The sequence below is a fragment of the [Mycoplasma] cavipharyngis genome, from assembly GCF_042984175.1.
Lineage (GTDB): Bacteria > Bacillota_I > Bacilli_A > Mycoplasmatales > Mycoplasmoidaceae > Mycoplasma_N > Mycoplasma_N cavipharyngis.
The window spans coordinates 572,670-591,804 of the sequence record NZ_CP155569.1; the positions used below are offsets into that span (position 1 = coordinate 572,670).

Here is a 19,135-nt window from a genome sequence, read left to right on the forward strand (position 1 = left end):
TATAAACAATAGAATTAGAAAACTAAATATTTATTCAAATCAAATAATTAAATTTTTATTTTTTAGATTAATTTAATTAATATTTGTTCAAAAAAATTAATATAAAGGTAACAATAATATTTGATTAAGTAAACTATAAGTAATATACATATCTTTAGTCATTTTATTACTTAAGTTTTCAGCAATAACTTGCATTTCAGGACTTAAACCTAATTTAATATCAAAAGTTAAAAATAATCCTTCTAAATTAAAACAAACATGTAAAGTATCATTAACTTTACTAACTGTATGTGGAAATTTAATGTTTTTGTTACTATCTAAAAACCGTTCCATTGTTAATGGAGTAAACATTTGTAAAAAACGTTGTCAATTATTACTTTTAGGATTAAAGGTTTGATTAAATTGAGGATTTTCAGTTTCAGTAGTTTGAAGATTTGATAAACAACTATAACTAAAATGATTAGGTTGATGTGTTAGAACAAAATTTAAATCTTGAAACACAGTATCATTTTTAAATTGAATTTGCATACAACCTAAAACTTGTTTTCTAGCCAATTGTGCTTGTGCTTCAACATCTCTTGAATAAACTTCTTCACTTCACATAATTCCTTGAATAATGATTTTAAAATCATCATATTCAAAAGTAAAAAGTTTAGAATAAGATTCGATTTTACGTCTTACTCTAGCTGTTCTAGGATAAGATCTTTTAGTTCTAGTATCATAATGTAATCAAGTAATAATTCGTGTTAATTTAAAAAAACGATCATAATCTTTAAGTTTTTCATCAACTGCTGAAACTAATTTAAATTTTGGATCTAAATTATTAATTATCATTTTAAAAATTTTGATCTCATCAATTTTAGAAGTTAAAATTGCATCAAAATTAGAACGTGTTATTGAAGTTTTAACAGCAATACCAACAGCTATTAATCCAACAATAACTCCTAAAATTATTAAAGCAATGCTAGAAGAATTAATGATTCCAAAAACAATTAGAATAATTCCGGGAATGGCTAAAACAGCAGCTAAAATATAAGCAAATCCTGTTACTCAAAACGAATCATTCAGACCAGTTTCTTTAGCAGCATTTTCTAATGAATTGTAAATGTCCTGATAAACTTTTTTTTGATCAACATTAAAAGTATTATGATTGATTTTTGATTCATGAACTCGTTGAATTTTAAAAGGTCTAGATCTATCCATAATTTAAATTGATCAACTATTTCATAAAACTAAGTTTTTGATTAATTTCTCTTAAAACTAAATTTTTTTTAGTTTTTCATTCATGTTCTAAGATTTTGAAAATTCTATAATCTCGTGCTTCAAAAAATTCTTGATCATCTAAATCATGTTGTCGTTCAATCATATCAAATTTAGTGTTTCAATCTTCGATTTTGATCCCTAATACAACTATTTTAGTTTGTGGATCAATAACAACAATATCAATGTTTTTATTACCTACTTCATAATTTGCTTCAACTTCTAAATTTAGACTTTGTGCTATTTTATGAATTTCTTCAAAAACTTCTTTAAATAAATCATTAATTCCATCTTCAATTCATTTATCTGATTTAATTCCAACACGATGCTCATAACGTTCTAGAAAAGCTAAAAAGTTGCGAAAAACATTTAAGTTTTCATTATATGAATCTTTAATGTTGGCTGATGATAAAGATTTTAGTACAATCATTTTCTTTTTAGCCCTAGTGATCGCTACATTTAAACGATTCTTACCACCTCTTTGAGTTAATGGACCAAAATTAGATCTAATTGGTTTTCCACTTAAACCATATTTACCATAACTAATCGAAAGAATTACTAAATCAGCTTCAGTACCTTGAACATTTTCAAGATTAATAACACCAATATGACCATCAAGATATTTTTTAGTAATTTCTTCACCCACTTGTTTAGCATCAATTAATATTTCACTAATATAGTTAGCTTGAACTCGATTGAAAGTAATTACTAAAACAGATGGATATTGATCTAAGTTTAATTTTGTTAATAATTTAATGACACAAGTTGCTTCTTTAATATTTAAACCATCTTCAAAATGACCATTAACTTCAATAATTTCTAATGATCTTGTTCCATAAGTACCATTTTTAGAAGCATAATTTAATTTTTTATCATAAATATATTGACTAGGAAATTCAATTAATTCTTTAGTTTCAGAACGATAATGGTTTTGTAACATAAAAACATTTCATGATGAAGATATAGCACGATCTAATAATGATTCTTCAACATCTAAATCATCAACATCATATTCATCTTCACTATCAAAATTACTTGATGAGAAAAAATTACTTGGTAATAATTGTTTATCATCACCAGCAACAATATTAATTTTAGAACGATAAAGAATGGGATAAGCTCGTTCTAAAAACATCTGACTAGCCTCATCATAAATTCCATAATCAAAATAATTTTTGATTAATGGTACACAAATTGCTGCTGCTTCTGGTCGAGATACTCAAATTGGAATTAAGTTTTTAATCGTAGAAGCATATTTACTTAAATAAGCATAAATTGCAGGTCTTCGTTTTAATTTAGCAACATTAATTGCTTTAATTAGTAATTTTTTATCTTCTGGATTTAAATTAGTTAATTTTTTTAAAATCACTTCTCTAATTGAAATCATTAAAGGTTCTGCAAATTTAGACCAATCTAATTTATTAAAATCATTAATATATTCTTGAAATAAAATATTACCAACAAAATTAGGATATTGACTTTCAAAAATTGGTTTTAAATGAAGAATTTTCTTTAAATTTCTCCATCGATGAATATTCATTTGATGTTCATGATAAAGTTGAAAAAAACTAAAATCAAAAAACGTTAATTTTTGATTAACAAATGATAAATTTTGATCATTAACTATATTATCATCAAAAAAATTGATAATCGAAATTGGATGAAATAATTCATGGTTTTCAACAATATAATTAAAATCTTGATATTTAGTTAAATTAAGATCATTTAATTTTTCTAAATTTTTAATAAGAATTTGATCTTCATTGCTTAATTTATGAGTATAAAACATTTTAGATAAAGGTTTTTTATTAATTACAACTAATTCTTGTTTGAATTTATCTAAAATAAATTTTTTATCACGATCATTTGCTTTTTTAAATGCTAAAACAAACTGATTAACTAAAGGAAGATGATTACTAAATTGATTAAAAAATTGCTCATTAATTAAATTAATAATTTCTTTTTTGATTTGTTTGAAATTTTTAACATCGTTATAAAATAAAAAAGGATCATTTCTTAAAATTTCTTGATATTGTTTTTTTGATCCTAAATAATTTTTTAAAAAGTAAGCATTGGCTTTAATTTTACTTAAATTATTATGATTGGCTTCTAAAAGTTTTTGATCAAAAATTTTTCTAATATTAAAAATTCTTGCTAAAAAATTTTGAAGTTTAATTTCACTGTCAATATTATTAATTTTACAAGAGTGAATAAATCGTTCTAAAAGTTTGAAAAATTGAATTTCATCATTATTGAAAAAACTAATTCCCTCTTTAAATTTTGTTAATAAATTTGATTTTTTAATTTTTTCAAGTGCACTAAAACCACCAAAATTAGAAAATATTTTTCAGTATTTTAAAAAACTAGTTTTCTCAACTGAAAAATTTTTAAATTCATTCAGTTTATTTAAAAGATTTTTAAAATTTCTAATTTTTTCAAAATTTTGTTGATAAAACAATGTAATTTGCTTTTTTTTGCTATTTTCAATGTAAGCATTAGCACTATCTACTTTTCAACTATCGCCAATAAATTCAGCTAAATTAACAATCGAATCATAAAACTTGCTCTTATTTTTAGTGTCATAAACTGACAACATGAAAATTGATAATTTTTTTAATCTTTTTGAAAGAACTTCTAGAGCAGCTACTTTTTCAGAAACCATTAAAACTGTTTTATCATTCATTAATAAGTTAATGATGATATTAGCAATAACTTCAGATTTTCCTGTTCCTGGTGGGCCGTGAATAATTGTATTATTAGAAATTGATGATCTAACTGCATATTTTTGATAAAGATCTAATCGATCAATTTGAAAAAGTGGATTTTGTTTAAGATCATTAAGTTTAACTTGATCTTTAGTTGTTATTAATGGTTGATTAAAAATTTCACCAGACTCATTGTTATCCAAAATTTGTTGAAGATCACTTTTTAATTTACCACCACTTGGATCAAAAATTCCTAAACAAAAACGATCTTCAATTACTAATTTTTGATATTTTCTTTCAATATCAGTTGTTGATTCGCGAATAAAAGCTAAATCACTATTAGGATCGATTTCTAAAGATTCTTTTAGTGTAACTTCTTCGATTTGTTTTTTAATATCATTAATTGTGTTATAAACTTTAAAATCAGAAATTGATTTATTTTGAATTTCAGAATCTTTTTGTAAAAAAACAATTAATTTTTCATTTAAATCATTATTTTCATTAATTTTTTTGATAACAATAGTGCGACCAACAAAAACAATTTCGACTTGATATAAAATTAAAGGAGCATTAATTGCTTCTTTTTTATAAGGAGTAATACCTTTAAGAAAATAACGTGCTAAATATAAGTTTCAAGTCCCACGATCTTTTTCAATTTCTTGGGCTTTTTTATTTAATGATTTAAATTTTTTTTCTAAATCTTGTGAAGTCTTTTTAATCGAATTAATAACTTCTGCTTTATCAATAGCACTAAACTTTCTTTCTAATTTTTTTAATCGATATTTAGCAACATCAATTTGATATTTATCAAGAACACTAAGAAAAGATTGAAAATCTCTAGCGGCTTTAAGTTCACTTTCTAATTTAGTAGTATTAGGTAAAGAAGTGATTTTAACTTCTGATTTATCTGTTTCAAAAAAAGCAATAAGTTCTTCTTTTGATGCAAATTGCACCATTGAAAAATGTGTTGAATTAAATGGTGTAAAAATTGAAGAATCTCTTCTATCTACACTAACTAAATTGATTAATTTATTTTTTAAACTTGAATTCTTTGCAGTGGTATTCATTAGTTTATTTTTCTTACTAAAATTTTTGATCAAATTAAAATTTATTAAAAACGCTTTAAATCTTCTAATAAGATAATCTTTAAATTATAAATTTATTTATTGATTTTTTTATATTTAATGTTAATAAAACAACGACCATTTTAAAAAGCAAATAGTCGTTGTTTAAGAGTTCGTTTTATTGTTATAATTGCTACATTATAAACAATACGATCAATATTATTGAGTTTAAAGACCCAATTTCATCATTAGATGCTAGTATTTGTTTTATTTCATTGATATGTACTTATCATCTTACACTAATAAAATATTAATAAAAAAATTATCTTTTTTCATCCAAAATAAAAACCAATTTGTATTGCTAAATAATTCTGCTTTAAGACAGTATCTAATAAAACTAATTTCAAACGAATTATAACTATTATTAATATTATAAGTATATGATTTAACTAAACTTAAATCATTTGATGAAAAACTAACAATTAAATTTTGATAATCAAATTTTAATTTTAATTTTTGTTCACTACTATTAATTGAAAAATCAATATTAAATAAAAAATTTAAATGTTTTAATATATTATCTTTTGATAATTTTTTGATTCAAATTCAATTTCTTCTTCTGCAGCATTGTAAATATCAATTTTATTTTGAACATCGATTTTTTCAACGAACCAACCTCTAGATAAACATTATTGGATAAATTCTTGTATTCTATTTTGACCATTTACTTCTTTTAGAGTGATTATGATGCCAAACTTAAGATTTGCACCATCACCAAAATTTAATCTTTCTTTAGTTTTAATACTTACACCCCATAAACCTTCTTCTTTGATTTTTTTGGTTTTTTTATTCGACCTGAAGATGTCGCTATATTTTCGCGAATATGTTTTACATTGTCTCATTTTCTATATTGTTTACGTGCTGCTTTTTCATGTAATCAAAATTCATCTTCATTCATCGAGTTAATTTGTTTATTATCATTGATTGTATTAATAATAATATTGCCATTTCTTATTACTTAATCTTCCAAAATAAATATCCATTTCAGTGTTTGTATAATCCACTCCTTGATTTAAAGAACATTTAAGAAAATAACATAAAATCGCTTTTGAAATAAATGGTTGTCTTTCTTTGTGGATAGGAATAGGAATATTGTAATTATAAGTATCATATTTTTCAGAAATTCCACTAATAACAAATTTTATTTCATCAAATGAAGTTTTAATTATTTAATTAATATGTTTAAGAACAACGCCATATCCTATTAATTGTGGATTGTGTTCATTATTCTCTCAACCTGTGGTTGAATCGATTATAACTGCTTTTGCTGACTCTCTTTGTAAATCCTAATACTTCAATAAAATAAGCAACTTTTCTTGTAATCCATGGAGCAGCAAATGATGTTTCTGAAATTCAAGTTTCTCCAAGTGGTAAACAAGCTCTTATTTTATTAGAATCATCTCCACCATAATAACTTACATCAGGTTTAAGAAAAAAAGATAATACTAAACCCTTTCTTGAATAATCAACAAGTTTATTGTTAAAATCTACTGAATTAACAACTAGTGAATTAATAGAATCTGCTGGTGATCCAATTTTCTCAATTTTTGAATTTTTAAGTTTATTTGTATCAGCTGTAATAAATATGATGTCATTTTCATATTGAAGTTGATCTAAAAGCGCTGCTTCAGGAGAAATAAAATTAGAATTAATTTCCATTGAAGAACCCAATGATAAATTTCAAACTTTAATATCTCTATTAGTTTTAATTATTTCTTCAATAGCTCTTAAAACTGTAAATGAACTAAATTTATCAGCCTTTGCAACACTAAAATATTTGATTTTAAATCGATCACATCCATCATCAAGATCAGGGTTTAAATTTGGTCCATCAACAATAATAGATGATACCATTGTTCTATGTTCATAATCTTTGTCAGATAATTGAATTTGTTGATCAAGCATATTTTTAAACTCAACTCATTTTGAAAAATATACACTATTATCAAACATAGTGTCTATGACACCAATAGTTGGTTCATTATGAGGGTCTGAAATAGAAAAAGTTACATCTTTTCCTTTAGGTGATTGATAATTTTCAATGAGTGAAATATCACTTAGAGCCATTGAAATTAAGTAAGGAGCTTTTAATTTAAGTATGCTATATTGATCAGGAGTAAGCAAAAGAGTAGTTTCACTAATAGTTCTAATACTTGAAAAATTTATATTTAATTGTTTCATTATTTCACTAGTTTTAGTACCTGTGTTATAGATAGTTATAATAGCATTATCTTCTAAATCTCTAACCTCTTTTTCAACATCAATTTTTTCTAAATAATATCCATCTACAACAATATTAACAAATCTAGTTTTTGAAATTTTTAACTCACTTTGGTTTTTGAAAAGTTCCTTATATTTATTGTTATTAATATCAGATAAAATATCACAAGTAATCTTTTCACCAAAATTTTTAGTGATGATTCAAATAACTATTTCAATATTTTTTATTGCATTATTTAAAACTTCAGAATTTAGACAATAACTTATAATATGTTTTTTAATTTTATCTGGTGCAAATTTTACTCCAACAATCGCACATTATTATTAGTCTTAAGCGTCTTTTTCAATAATTCCTTTGATTCTATTACTTTTAGCTACAACATCTTTATGATATGCACTTACAAGTGGCTTTATTAATAACTTTTCTTTCTTTCAAAAATTATTAACCTTTTTCAAATCTTCTTTTAATTTAATTAAATGTTCAACACTAACATATTTATCTTTTGAGATATTTGAAGGACCAGGTATTACTTGAACTTTTTTATTCAAATTTTTCTCTTAATTGAAGAATTTGATTCAATATCAATTATTCTTTCAAATCTCTTGATACCTTGCTTTTAGAAACACCTGTTATTATTTCAATTTCTCTGATTGTAAAACCTTGGTTTTGTAAAGTTTTAAGATCTTTAATGTTATCTTTAGATACGTTTGTATATAATCTTTTTATATAATCATATCCATCTTTAGGATTACTAAATGCTAGTGATATTTTTATAAGATTTTTTAAATCTCTTGGATAAGGAATAGTTTCCATTAAGGTAAAGCAATAATTTTTTAAATAAACGAATATTTCTAAGTAGTGTTTTTAAATTTAGATAGATAATTACTTAAAATAATTTCTAATATATCTATTTAAATCTTTACGTGAGTATCGATTAAAATCAATAACATAATCAAATCGACGTACTAATGCCTTTGCAAAATGTTGATAAAATCAGTTGTGGCTATAAGAATGATATTGTTATTTAATGAATCTAAACCTTTTAATACTGAAGTAGTTGCTCTTCTCATTTCTCTATGATCTTTTGAATTAGTTCTATTTAGAAGTTAATGAATCAATTTCATCAAATAAGATCACTACTTTTTCAGGAGTAATTAAATTATTAATTTCATTAAATAATTGAGTTATATTTTTTGCTGTTTGACCTAGTTTACTATCAATTAATAATGAAAAATCAACAATAAAAAGATCACTTCGCAATAAACGTGCTATATGTTTAGCACTTTTAGTTTTTCCAGTTACAGGGGCTACTTGAAATAAAAATTTATTTACTCCTACTTTATGTCCAACAACATTAATAATTCCTAAAATATTTGATTTTATCATTTCAAGAATCAACAATGATTCTCCATTAACTTGTGTTTTTTTATTAAATGTTAAATTTTGTTCATTTATTTGTCGTACAAAAGTATTTGCACTAGAAAATAGTGACATTACATATTCTGCTAATTGATAATCACCTGATTTATAAAATGATTCTACAATTTTGTATGCTTCATTTCTAAATCCAAAATCATTATCTTCAGTATGGTATTTGATTAAATTAATCACATTAGCTTATTTCATTTAAATCCACTCTTTATTGTTTTATTTTATTAATATATTCATATTGGAGAAAAAAAATAAATTTTGGGACAAATTTAAAAATAAAATTATTAAAAACATTTTTTTAACAACATTAATATGAAGATAAGATAATTATCATTTTTTAATAAAAATAATTATGCTAATTTAATTGTTTTAATTTTCTTCTACTAAAATCACATCTATAAATTGTATGTTTTTAACAATACACTTTTTTCTATCAAAGTGTTTTAAAGACAAAATAAACAAATAATAAAATTTAATCTAATTATGATAAATCGCTTAAAAAATAATTCAGATTCATCAATTGTTTAAGAAAAAATTTTCTGCTTTAATTTAATCTCGACATTTAAGAAATATCTTATTTGAATATAATAAAGTTTATGGTTAAATTATTGACAAATTTAGATCAAGCAAAACCAAAAAAAATCTTAAGAAATTTTTTAACAAATGTAATTAAACTCTTTACTAACTTTAAAAGCAATTACTAAAATAGAAGAAATTGTGTATTTAATTTATCTTCAATTTAAAATAATTTCTAAATTTATAAAAAACTAAATAAATAATTGTTGCAAAAATTTATTTTTTTTCAAATGAAATTAATTTGATTTTTCTTTTAAAATCTTAATTAAAAAATTTCAATTATTTATTACTCATTCTAAAATAAACTTATTTTGTTGTTGATAATTTTTCTTATTAGTTTTATTAATAAAACGATAATCAAACATTTTAGCAATTAATAATTTCAGATTGTAGTTAAAATTTTTAGATTTAATGATTTTATCCAAATCATTATCAGTTATTTCGTGATTAAAAAGATAAAAATTTTCTTTACCAATTGCAGTTAAGGCTTGAATATATTGTTGTAAAAATCTTTTTGGATTTTTCTTAATATTTTTTAATAAATAATGATTTAATTCATGATTAACTTGAAAAAAATTAAAAAAAATTCTTGATCGATTTTCAGTTCAATATTTATTATTTCTAAAATTAGATATTGCTTGAATCAGATATTTTAAAGTTTGACTATTTAGATTATTAATTTTAAATAAATTAAAACTATTAGATAAATTTTTAGAACGGGACTGATGAAAATTATTTTTTGAATTATTATAAATATTACCTAAAAACTTAGGGTTATCATACAACCAATAAGAGAGATTTTTAAAATTATCATCTTTTTCAAGAAAACGATTAAATCGATGCAATCGTCCTAAACCAAATCAATATTTTAAAAAGATTTTATAAAAAGAAAAATTTCCTACTGAAATAAAATCAATAAAAGCTTCTGCTTTATTAGCATTCATTTTGATTCGATTTAAAAGACGATCACCTAAAATTTGTTTTTGATTAACAATTTTAAAATGATCGTTTTCATTTTCGACTTGATTAATTAATTCTTGATTTGATCAATTAATATCAAAAATTCTACTATACCGACCATAATCATTTAATAAATGATCAAAATTTCATGAAGGATTTAATGATATTCATTCATTAATGACTTTCTCTTTAGTAAAAGAATTAGCTTTTAATGATAATTTTAAAAAAAGATCTTGAGCAATTTTTTTCTGACCATAAACTGTTGGATGAATGTCAAATAAATTTTCAGCATATTTTTTAGCATGAAACATTCAATCTTTTGTATCATTAATATCAATCCAACTAACATTAGTGTTTTCAGCAGTATTTCTAATGATTTCAAAATTCAATTTATCAAGAAAAAATTGTACAATTGGTTTTTGATTGGTAAAACGATAAATTAAAGCGTTATTTTGAATTAAATCTCTTTGTAAATAAGGATCTAAATAATTAATTGTAGAATTAAAATATTGACTAATTTTTTGATTAATTAAATTATTAATTACTTGATTTATCCCATTAAGAATTTGTAATAAAGGTAGTGGATAATCAACTAAAACAATTCTAGCATTCTTATTAATTTTTTGAATGTTAGTAATTAATCGTTCATAATTTTTTTGAATTAAAACAAATGTATTATTAATTTTTTTAAATAAAGCATTAATACTATTAATTCTAGCTAATTGATCTAATTTAAAATAATGAGTTAAATCATTCGCACCTAAAGAAATAGTAATTAAATTAGCCTCACTAATCTTTTCAATTAATTGAGTAAAATCGTCTTTTTGAAATCTTTTAAAATATGTTGCAATTCTTTTATGGTATGGATTGGCTTTAAAATTATTTTTATTTTTAACTCGATTAAAAAAATCTAACCGTCTTTGTAAATTGTAATTTAAAGGTTTATCGTTTAAAAAATATAATCAATCATTAATTTGTGATCCAGAAATTGCTAAATTTGTAAAATCTTCTAAAACTAATGAAGGAGTATTATTTAAATAATTTGCTAAAAATGATGGATAACTTCATCCAGTTACTGTTTTAGTTTCACGATTAAACGCACCACTAGCTTCAACCCCATTTAAATCAGCATTATATCCTGAAGCAATTGAATCACCAATTGCAACATATTTAATACGTGTTAATAATGGTTTTTGATTAACTTGGTTTGCTGAGTGAACAATTAATTGATTACTATTTTTTAAAGTTTGATTAATTTTAGGTAAGTAATTGTCAACAACAACACCTAAAATTATTCGTGAAAACATCAAAAAAAGATTAAAACTTAATGACAAAAACAAAGTTGCTAAACTGATTAGAATAGCAATTATTGACAATTTTTTCTTTGATTTAATTTTTGACATTTTTAAATAATTATAACTATTTTATCTATTAAATATTTGATTGCATCATTTATTATTACATTATTACTAAATTAATTGTTGAGAAAATATTTTTTAATTTTAAAATTTTATTATATAATTAGAATTTGATTTATTATCTAAATTTACTATTAATTAATAAATAATTGAAGTGGTTCAATAGACCCCCCATATTAGTTGAAAAATACCGTTATGGGTTATTTTAAATTGTTAAATATTTTTTTAAAATAGATTTTTAAAAGAATTTTAGCTATTGTTTAATATTGAAATACTTCTACTGTTTTCTAATCAAACAGTAGATTTTCTTTTTTAATAAAGTAATTTAGATCAATAACAAGAAAATTAATTTAAATTTGAATCAAATGGAGTCAATTTGGCCCTACCAATATCGATTAAAAAAAACATCCCACCAAAAAAACGTGCATTAACTAACAATCAGATTTATCATAAAAGATTGATTTTGATTAATTCTAATGGTGAAAAGATTGGTGAAATAGCAACTAGTGAAGCTTTAGAAATGGCACAAGCTCAAGATTTGGACTTAGTTGTCATTAATGAAAGATCAAATCCAGTAATTGCTAAAATTATGGATTATGGTAAATATTTATACGAACAAAAACAAAAATTACAAGAATCTAAAAGAAAATCTAATTCTATAAAAGTTAAATCGATCAATATTAAACCACAAATTAGCAATCATGATTTGTTATGAAAGTCTAATCAAGCAATTAATTGACTTAAAAATGGCGATCGAGTTCAGTTTGTTATTAAAACTTATGGTCGAATTGCAACTAAAACTGAGCTAATTTATCAAACATATGAAAAGTTTGCTAAAGCTTTAGAAGAATATGGTGTAGCCCAATCAGAACTAAAACGCATTAGTCCAGTTATGTATGAAGTGTATTTTGTTCCAATTAAAAATAATGTAAATAAGAAAGAGAAAAATAATGTCTAATTACAAAATGAAAACTAAAAAAGCATTTGCAAAACGTGTTTTAGTTACTGGTAGTGGCAAATTAAAACGAAAACAGTCATTTCGTAGTCATTTAGCCCCTAATAAAACTACAAAACAAAAACGACAATCACGTAAATATGAAATTTTAAATAAACCACAAATGAAACGTGCTTATCAATTGTTACAAAAATAATTTCTATTAATCTAATCAATTTAATTTTAAAAAAAGGATATTTTATGCGTGTTAAAGGCGGATATAAAACAAGAAGAAGACGAAAAGCTGTTTTAAAACAAGCAGAGGGTTTTTGAGGGAATCGACATCTAAGTTTTAGAAATGCTCACCAATCATTAATTAAAGCAGCACAATATGCTTATCGTGATCGTAGGGTGAATCGTCGTAATTTAAGAAGATTATGAATTCAAAGAATTAATGCTTCAGTTCGTAGTTTGGGATATTCATATTCTCAGTTTATTAATGAATTAAAAATTCAAAATATTGAATTAAACCGCAAAACTTTATCAGAATGAGCAATTAATGATTTTGCAGCATTTTCTGCTTTTGTAAAAAATGTGATGGAAAAAAAATCGATTTAAATTAATAGTTTTTTAAAATAAAATGTCAAAAATTATTACTTGAGATTTAAGTCCTTTATTAATAGAACAAAGTAAATTAGATTTGTATATTCATACTAAAAAAAATACTAATTATCAAATTACATGACACCAAAGATTAGTTGCTTTATTTGTTGAATTAAACGAATTAGCTAATGAAACTAAATGTTTTAAATATTGATCTAATAATAAAAAAATTGATCTAACTAAAGTTTTAGAAGAGTATATTGATAGTTTGCATTTTTGTTTGTCACTAATTTTATATTATCAATTACCTTCTCAAATAAGTTTTCAATTAGTAGAAAAATTAGATGATTCACAATTATCTGAAAAATTTTTAGAACTTAATTTGTCATTGCAAAAAACTACTTGTGCAACTACTTTTAATAGTTGATTGCAAAAATTTTTAGAATTATCATATCAATTAGGTTTTGATCAAAAAAAAGTATTTGATAAATACTATGAAAAATGTCAAATTAATTTTTCAAGACAAGATAATAATTACTAATTAATTATCAAAATATGTCAAAAAATAATTTAGATGATTTAACACCAAAAGTTTGATATAAAAGTTTGATATATAAAGAAGATATTATCGAATATAAAGTAATTTCATCAATTAAGTATAAAAAAATTACAATTAAACATGATGAAAATTTTCAATTATTAGTTCTTAGTCCTTATCATGTTCATGAAAATTATTTAGAAAACTTTGTTAAATGCAACATTGATAAAATGATGCGAGCAATTGATAATGCTAGAAAAACTCATTTGCTTGATTTAAATCATAATCAAATGTATATCTTTGGCAAACGTTATAAATTAATCAGGCAATTAACTAATAAAAAAAGTAAAATTATTTTAAAAAATTTAAATAGTGATCAAATCTTTTTTTATGTTGGACAAGCAATAGGTAATAATCTAAAAAAACAACGTCAATACATTTATCAACAAGTTAAAATTTTTAGTTCAGATTATTTAAAAAAAAGAGTTTATTATTTTTGTGATAAATTTAATTTAGAAGTTAGTGATGTTAAGATAAAAATTTTAAAACGCAAGTGAGGTTGGTGTTCTGCTAAAAAAGTCATTGCTCTTAATGCTTTATTGATTGCTTTTGATCTTGATGTGATTGATCATGTCATTTGTCATGAACTAGCACACTTAACTCATTTAAATCATTCTAAAGAATTTCAAACATTATTACGTCAATATGATCCTAATACTGATAAAATATTAAAAAAAATTAAATTTCAATTGGATTAAAAATTAAAAAAATATGGCAAATTACATTAACGCTAAAGACTTACGTGCAGGTCATACTATTATTTGAAAAAAAGAACTTTATCAAATTTTAGATCACAGTTTTAATAAGACAGCAATGCGGGGTGGGATTGTTAAGTGTAAAATTAAAAACTTAATGACTAATGCAATTACTGTTCAAGAATTTACTGGTGAAAAATTAGAACAAGCAATAATTGAAAAATTCAAAGCGATTTATTCTTATGAAAGTGATCGTGATTATGTTTTTTATAAAAGTGATAACTATGAAGAATTAGCTGTTCCAAAAAACTTATTAGAATGAGAAAAAAATTTTTTATCAGATAATTTAGAAGTTAATGTCACTACTTTTGAAAACAAAATTTTAGGAATTAATTTACCTGAAGTTGTTCCTGTAGTTGTTGTTGAAGCTGAAAGTGCTGTTCGTGGTGATACTGCAACTGATCTTACCAAAAAAGCTTGATTAGCTTCTGGTTTAGAAATTATTGTGCCTCAATTTATTAAATCAGGTGACATCATTAATATTTCAACAACTGATGGTAAATACAAATCACGTTAATAATTGAATAAATAGAAATTAAAATTTTTAAAAAAAGAAGGCAACATTAATGAAAACAAAGATTTTAAAATTTTTAAAAATTTTAATTGCACCACTAATCTTACTTTATATTTTTTTCAGTCTTGTTTTTGCTGTTATTAGTGGAAGAAGATATGTCATTAAATTTAATAAGGGTGATCAACAAAACACTTCTAAGCAAGTAACAAAACGTTATAGCACTGTTTATAAAATTATTAATTCAATATTATTTTTTAAAAACATTGAAGTTGAAGTGCAAAATCTTGATGTTGTTCCTAAAACTCCTGTAGTTTTTTTAGCTAATCATAAATCTAAGAGTGATCCTTTAGTTTTATATAAAATAATTTATGAAAATAAAAAATATCCCTTAAATACTTTTGTTGCCAAAATAGAATTAGCAAAATCAAAAATTGGTTATATTCTTGATTTAATCGATGTTGTTTTTGTTGATCGCAAAAACCCTAGACAAGCATTAAAACAATTAGAAGAAGTTGCACCTAGAATTTTAAAAAACAATCGTTCTTTATGTATTTTCCCAGAAGCAACTCGTGTTCCTGGAGATCAGTTAGGAACTTTTAATCCTGGAGCAACATTACCTGCTTATCAAGCGTTTGTACCAATTGTCCCTGTTACGATCTATAATAGTGAAGGTCAATTTTTAGATAAATCAACCCAAAAGCAAACTTTTAGAAAACCTAAATCTAATAAAATTATTGTTTATTTTCATAAACCGATTTCTACACAAAAATTTATTAATTTAAATAACCAAAAATGTATTGAAATTGTTAAACAACAAATTCAAAAACAGTATAACAAAATTGCATCAAGTCAAAAACAGCATCAATCTAAAGCCAAAAAATCAGATCATCAAGAAGTTATTGATGATTTTAAAAAATTAATTAAATCCAAGAAAAAAAAGTAATTATTTGATCATTTCATGAAACAATATTTAGATTTAATTAGAAAAGTTTTAAATGAGGGAACTTTAGTTACTAATCGAACTGATATTAAAACATATGCTACATTTGGTGGTCAAATCGAAATTGATTTAAATCAAGGTTTTCCTTTACTAACAACAAAAGAAGTGCATTTTCATTCAATCTTAGTTGAATTATTATGATTTATTAAGGGTGATACTAACATTAAATATTTAGTAGATCATAATGTTCGTATCTGAAATGAATGACCTTATCAACAATATTGTCAAAAAACTAATTTAGAAAAACTAACATTAAAAGAATTTGTTGCAAAAATTAAAAATGATCCAAAATTTGCTGCTCAATATGGTGATCTAGGTCCAGTTTATGGTAAACAATGACGTAATTTTAATAATGTTGATCAACTGCAAAAAATAATTGATACAATTAAAACTCAACCGAATTCACGAAGAATGATTGTTTCTTCATGAAATCCAAGTGAAGTTGATCAAATGGCATTACCACCATGTCATTGTTTATTTCAATTTTCAGTGATTAATAATAAATTATCATGTCATTTATACCAACGTAGTGCTGATGTCTTTTTAGGTGTACCATTTAATATTGCATCATATGCTCTTTTAACTCATATTATTGCTAATATTTGCGGATTAGAAGTTAATAAGTTAATTCATAGTTTTGGTGATTTACATATTTATCAAAATCATCTAGAACAATGTGAAATTCAATTAACACGAAAACCAAAAAAATTATCCCGATTAGTAATTAATCGCAAAATTAAAAATTTATCTGATTTAAATATTGATGATTTTAAAATTGAAGATTATCAACATCATCCTAAATTAATCGGAAAAGTAGCTATTTAAATGTCAATTAAATTAATTTGATGTCAAGATTTACAATTTGGTATTGGTAAAAATAATCAATTGCCTTGAAAAATTCCAGCCGAAATGGAACATTTTCGATCTACTACTTTAAACCAAATTGTTGTTATGGGACGAAAAACCTTTCAATCAATTGGCCAAGCATTAAAAAATCGCACTAATATTGTTTTAACTCGTGATCCAAATTTTATTGCTGAAAATGTTGAAGTTTTTCATGACATTCAATCGGTCTTAAAAAAATATCATAAACAAGATTTATATATTATTGGTGGAAAAGAAATTTATCAAAATTTTTTCAATTTTGCTGATGAATTAATTATTTCTTGTTTACCTGATGCTTATCAATGTGATACTTTCATTGATTTTGATCTTAGTTCCTTTAGTTTATCACATACAAAAAACTATGATGGTTTTAGTGTTAATTATTATCATTATGCTAAAAAAAATAATGTTTTAGAACTAACTTTAAATGATTTTCATGGTCCATTAGATTTATTGTGAAGTTTGATTCGTGAAAAAAAATATGATATTTTTGATCTTGATCTAAAAAAATTAATTGAACAATATATTACATTTATTAAAAATCAACTAAATTACATTAATTTAGACATTGCTGCTGATTATTTATTAACTGCTACTGAATTAATTAGTTTAAAAACTAAAATTATTTTTGCTAATGATCCTGATGCTACCTTAGCAGATATTGATGATTTTTTAAAAGAAAAAGATTTATTAATTGCTAGGTTATTAGAATATAAAAAAATTCGTAAAGGAATTAGTTGATTACGTAAAAAACAACGTGATCGAATTAATGTTTTTATTAAAAAGCCTGATTTTATTAATCAATCAGAAGAAATAATTAATGAAAATTTGTATTTACCAAAAAATCTTGATGTCTATCGTTTAAAAAAAAGTTTAGAAATTGCTCTTGAAAAAATGCAAATGCGTAATTTTAAAAAACGACAATTAAAGATTCAAGAACTTTCAATTGATCAAATTACTTTAGAACTAGAAAAATGATTAATTAATAACAAATTATCCCAATCAACTTTTCATACTTATTTAAATAGTTTATCTGAAAATAAACGCAATTTAAAATATACCATTGTTGTTTTTTTAGTCATTTTAACTCAAGTGAAAAATCAGTGTATTACAATTGATTTAATTGATAATGACATTCATTTTACACTTACTGAAAAATGGGATTTAAAATATGAATAAAAAAAAATCAAAAAAAAATCAGTTTGATCCAAATAATGGTGAAATCTCATTAGAAGAATTAATTAGAAAAAAATTTGAAACAACTGATTTAGAAATTATTGATCATATTAAACCATTAAATGATCGATTAGATGCTATCACAAATGATTCAGCAATGAATCAAGCAAATGATAATTGTGATCAAGCAACAATTGATCAAACTGATCATCAAAATAATCTTAGTGCAGAAGCAGAATTAAATAATCAAGTATCTAATTCGATTGTTTTTAGTTTAGAAGAAACTAATTTGCATCAAAAAATTGTTGAAGCAGCTTTGTTTACAGTTGGTTCATCTGGATTAAAAATATCTGATCTTAAAAGAATTTTAAATAATCAATCAATTAATAGTGATTATTTACATGATTTAATTAAAACAATGCGTCAAAATTATTTAACAAATCCAACTTCAGGAATTACAATCGAAAAATTTGATGATGTTTATAAAATGACAACTAAATCAGATTTACATTATAATTTGAGTAAATTAATTAAAACTAAATTACACTCTGCTTTAACTAATAGTTTAATGGAAGTGTTAGCAATTATTGCTTATAATGAGCCTTGTTCTAAAAGTTTAATTTTTAAAGTGCGCAACATTGATCCAAGTAGTAGTATTGATAAATTAATTAAATTAGGCTTGATTTATCAGTACAAACGAAGTGATACACCTGGAAAACCGTGGTTATATAAATTAACAAATAATTTTTTTGATGTATTTGGGATTAAATCAAGAAATCAATTGCCTAAAATTAATAATAACTTAATTCAAACATTAGATCAAGATTTGATTGAAAATAGTGAAATTGAAACAAATGAAAAATTTTTTGATATTAATCGAAAAACTAATTTTAATATTAACAATAATTAATTTTAACTTATAAATTATAATTAATATTATTGTAAAATTATAAGTTAATAAAAGTCAAGACGAAA

17 protein-coding genes are annotated in these 19,135 nt (G+C 23.1%); 10 read left to right on the forward strand and 7 right to left on the reverse strand.

The genetic code is table 4. The annotated features are described in order from the left end of the window. Window positions 1-96: 96 nt before the first annotated feature. From MCAV_RS02310 to MCAV_RS02340, 7 genes are all read right to left on the reverse strand, one after another. A complete protein-coding gene (locus tag MCAV_RS02310) occupies window positions 97-1,203 on the reverse strand; it encodes a DUF3137 domain-containing protein (protein ID WP_391591521.1) in 1,107 nt (368 codons plus the stop codon). A gap of 16 nt (window positions 1,204-1,219) precedes the next feature. Further along, window positions 1,220-5,032 carry an AAA domain-containing protein gene (locus MCAV_RS02315; protein WP_391591522.1) on the reverse strand — a complete coding sequence of 1,271 codons (3,813 nt, stop codon included), beginning with the start codon at window positions 5,030-5,032 and terminating at the stop codon, window positions 1,220-1,222. Window positions 5,033-6,313: 1,281 nt separating this feature from the next. After that, the gene (locus MCAV_RS02320) at window positions 6,314-7,156 is read right to left on the reverse strand and encodes a S8 family peptidase (RefSeq protein WP_391591523.1); all 843 of its coding nucleotides are present in this window, start codon (window positions 7,154-7,156) and stop codon (window positions 6,314-6,316) included. A 483-nt stretch (window positions 7,157-7,639) separates the two neighbouring features. Then, entirely contained in the window at window positions 7,640-7,858 is a 219-nt protein-coding gene (locus tag MCAV_RS02325) for a hypothetical protein (RefSeq protein ID WP_391591524.1), read from the reverse strand. 37 nt (window positions 7,859-7,895) lie between these two features. Further along, entirely contained in the window at window positions 7,896-8,123 is a 228-nt protein-coding gene (locus MCAV_RS02330) for a hypothetical protein (RefSeq protein WP_391591525.1), read from the reverse strand. 282 nt (window positions 8,124-8,405) lie between these two features. Then, a complete protein-coding gene (locus tag MCAV_RS02335) occupies window positions 8,406-8,921 on the reverse strand; it encodes an AAA family ATPase (protein ID WP_391591526.1) in 516 nt (171 codons plus the stop codon). Window positions 8,922-9,553: 632 nt separating this feature from the next. Further along, window positions 9,554-11,584, reverse strand: a complete 2,031-nt coding sequence (locus MCAV_RS02340; RefSeq protein WP_391591527.1) for an SGNH/GDSL hydrolase family protein — start codon at window positions 11,582-11,584, stop codon at window positions 9,554-9,556. Between the two features lie 487 nt (window positions 11,585-12,071). On the opposite strand from MCAV_RS02340, the gene infC reads away from it, so the two are divergent. The 10 genes from infC to scpB are packed head-to-tail and all read left to right on the forward strand — an operon-like array spanning window position 12,072 to window position 19,070. Further along, the gene (infC, locus tag MCAV_RS02345; RefSeq protein WP_391591528.1) at window positions 12,072-12,653 is read left to right on the forward strand and encodes a translation initiation factor IF-3; all 582 of its coding nucleotides are present in this window, start codon (window positions 12,072-12,074) and stop codon (window positions 12,651-12,653) included. Further along, a complete protein-coding gene (gene rpmI / locus MCAV_RS02350) occupies window positions 12,646-12,846 on the forward strand; it encodes a 50S ribosomal protein L35 (protein WP_391591529.1) in 201 nt (66 codons plus the stop codon). Before infC ends, rpmI begins: the two co-directional genes overlap by 8 nt. A 44-nt stretch (window positions 12,847-12,890) precedes the next feature. Then, the gene (gene rplT / locus MCAV_RS02355; RefSeq protein WP_391591530.1) at window positions 12,891-13,247 is read left to right on the forward strand and encodes a 50S ribosomal protein L20; all 357 of its coding nucleotides are present in this window, start codon (window positions 12,891-12,893) and stop codon (window positions 13,245-13,247) included. A gap of 22 nt (window positions 13,248-13,269) precedes the next feature. Then, window positions 13,270-13,773, forward strand: a complete 504-nt coding sequence (locus MCAV_RS02360; RefSeq protein ID WP_391591531.1) for a dUTP diphosphatase — start codon at window positions 13,270-13,272, stop codon at window positions 13,771-13,773. Between the two features lie 14 nt (window positions 13,774-13,787). Further along, a complete protein-coding gene (locus tag MCAV_RS02365) occupies window positions 13,788-14,528 on the forward strand; it encodes a M48 family metallopeptidase (protein ID WP_391591532.1) in 741 nt (246 codons plus the stop codon). Window positions 14,529-14,541: 13 nt separating this feature from the next. Then, window positions 14,542-15,102 (forward strand): elongation factor P, encoded by a 561-nt coding sequence (gene efp, locus MCAV_RS02370; RefSeq protein WP_391591533.1) that lies wholly within the window; start codon window positions 14,542-14,544, stop codon window positions 15,100-15,102. 49 nt (window positions 15,103-15,151) lie between these two features. Then, complete coding sequence (locus tag MCAV_RS02375) at window positions 15,152-16,042, forward strand: lysophospholipid acyltransferase family protein (protein ID WP_391591534.1); 891 nt, start codon at window positions 15,152-15,154, stop codon at window positions 16,040-16,042. 15 nt (window positions 16,043-16,057) lie between these two features. Then, complete coding sequence (thyA, locus tag MCAV_RS02380) at window positions 16,058-16,924, forward strand: thymidylate synthase (RefSeq protein WP_391591535.1); 867 nt, start codon at window positions 16,058-16,060, stop codon at window positions 16,922-16,924. After that, on the forward strand, window positions 16,925-18,163 hold the full coding sequence (locus tag MCAV_RS02385) for a segregation/condensation protein A (RefSeq protein ID WP_391591536.1): 1,239 nt from the start codon (window positions 16,925-16,927) through the stop codon (window positions 18,161-18,163). Further along, a complete protein-coding gene (scpB, locus tag MCAV_RS02390) occupies window positions 18,156-19,070 on the forward strand; it encodes an SMC-Scp complex subunit ScpB (protein WP_391591537.1) in 915 nt (304 codons plus the stop codon). Before MCAV_RS02385 ends, scpB begins: the two co-directional genes overlap by 8 nt. Window positions 19,071-19,135: the final 65 nt, after the last annotated feature.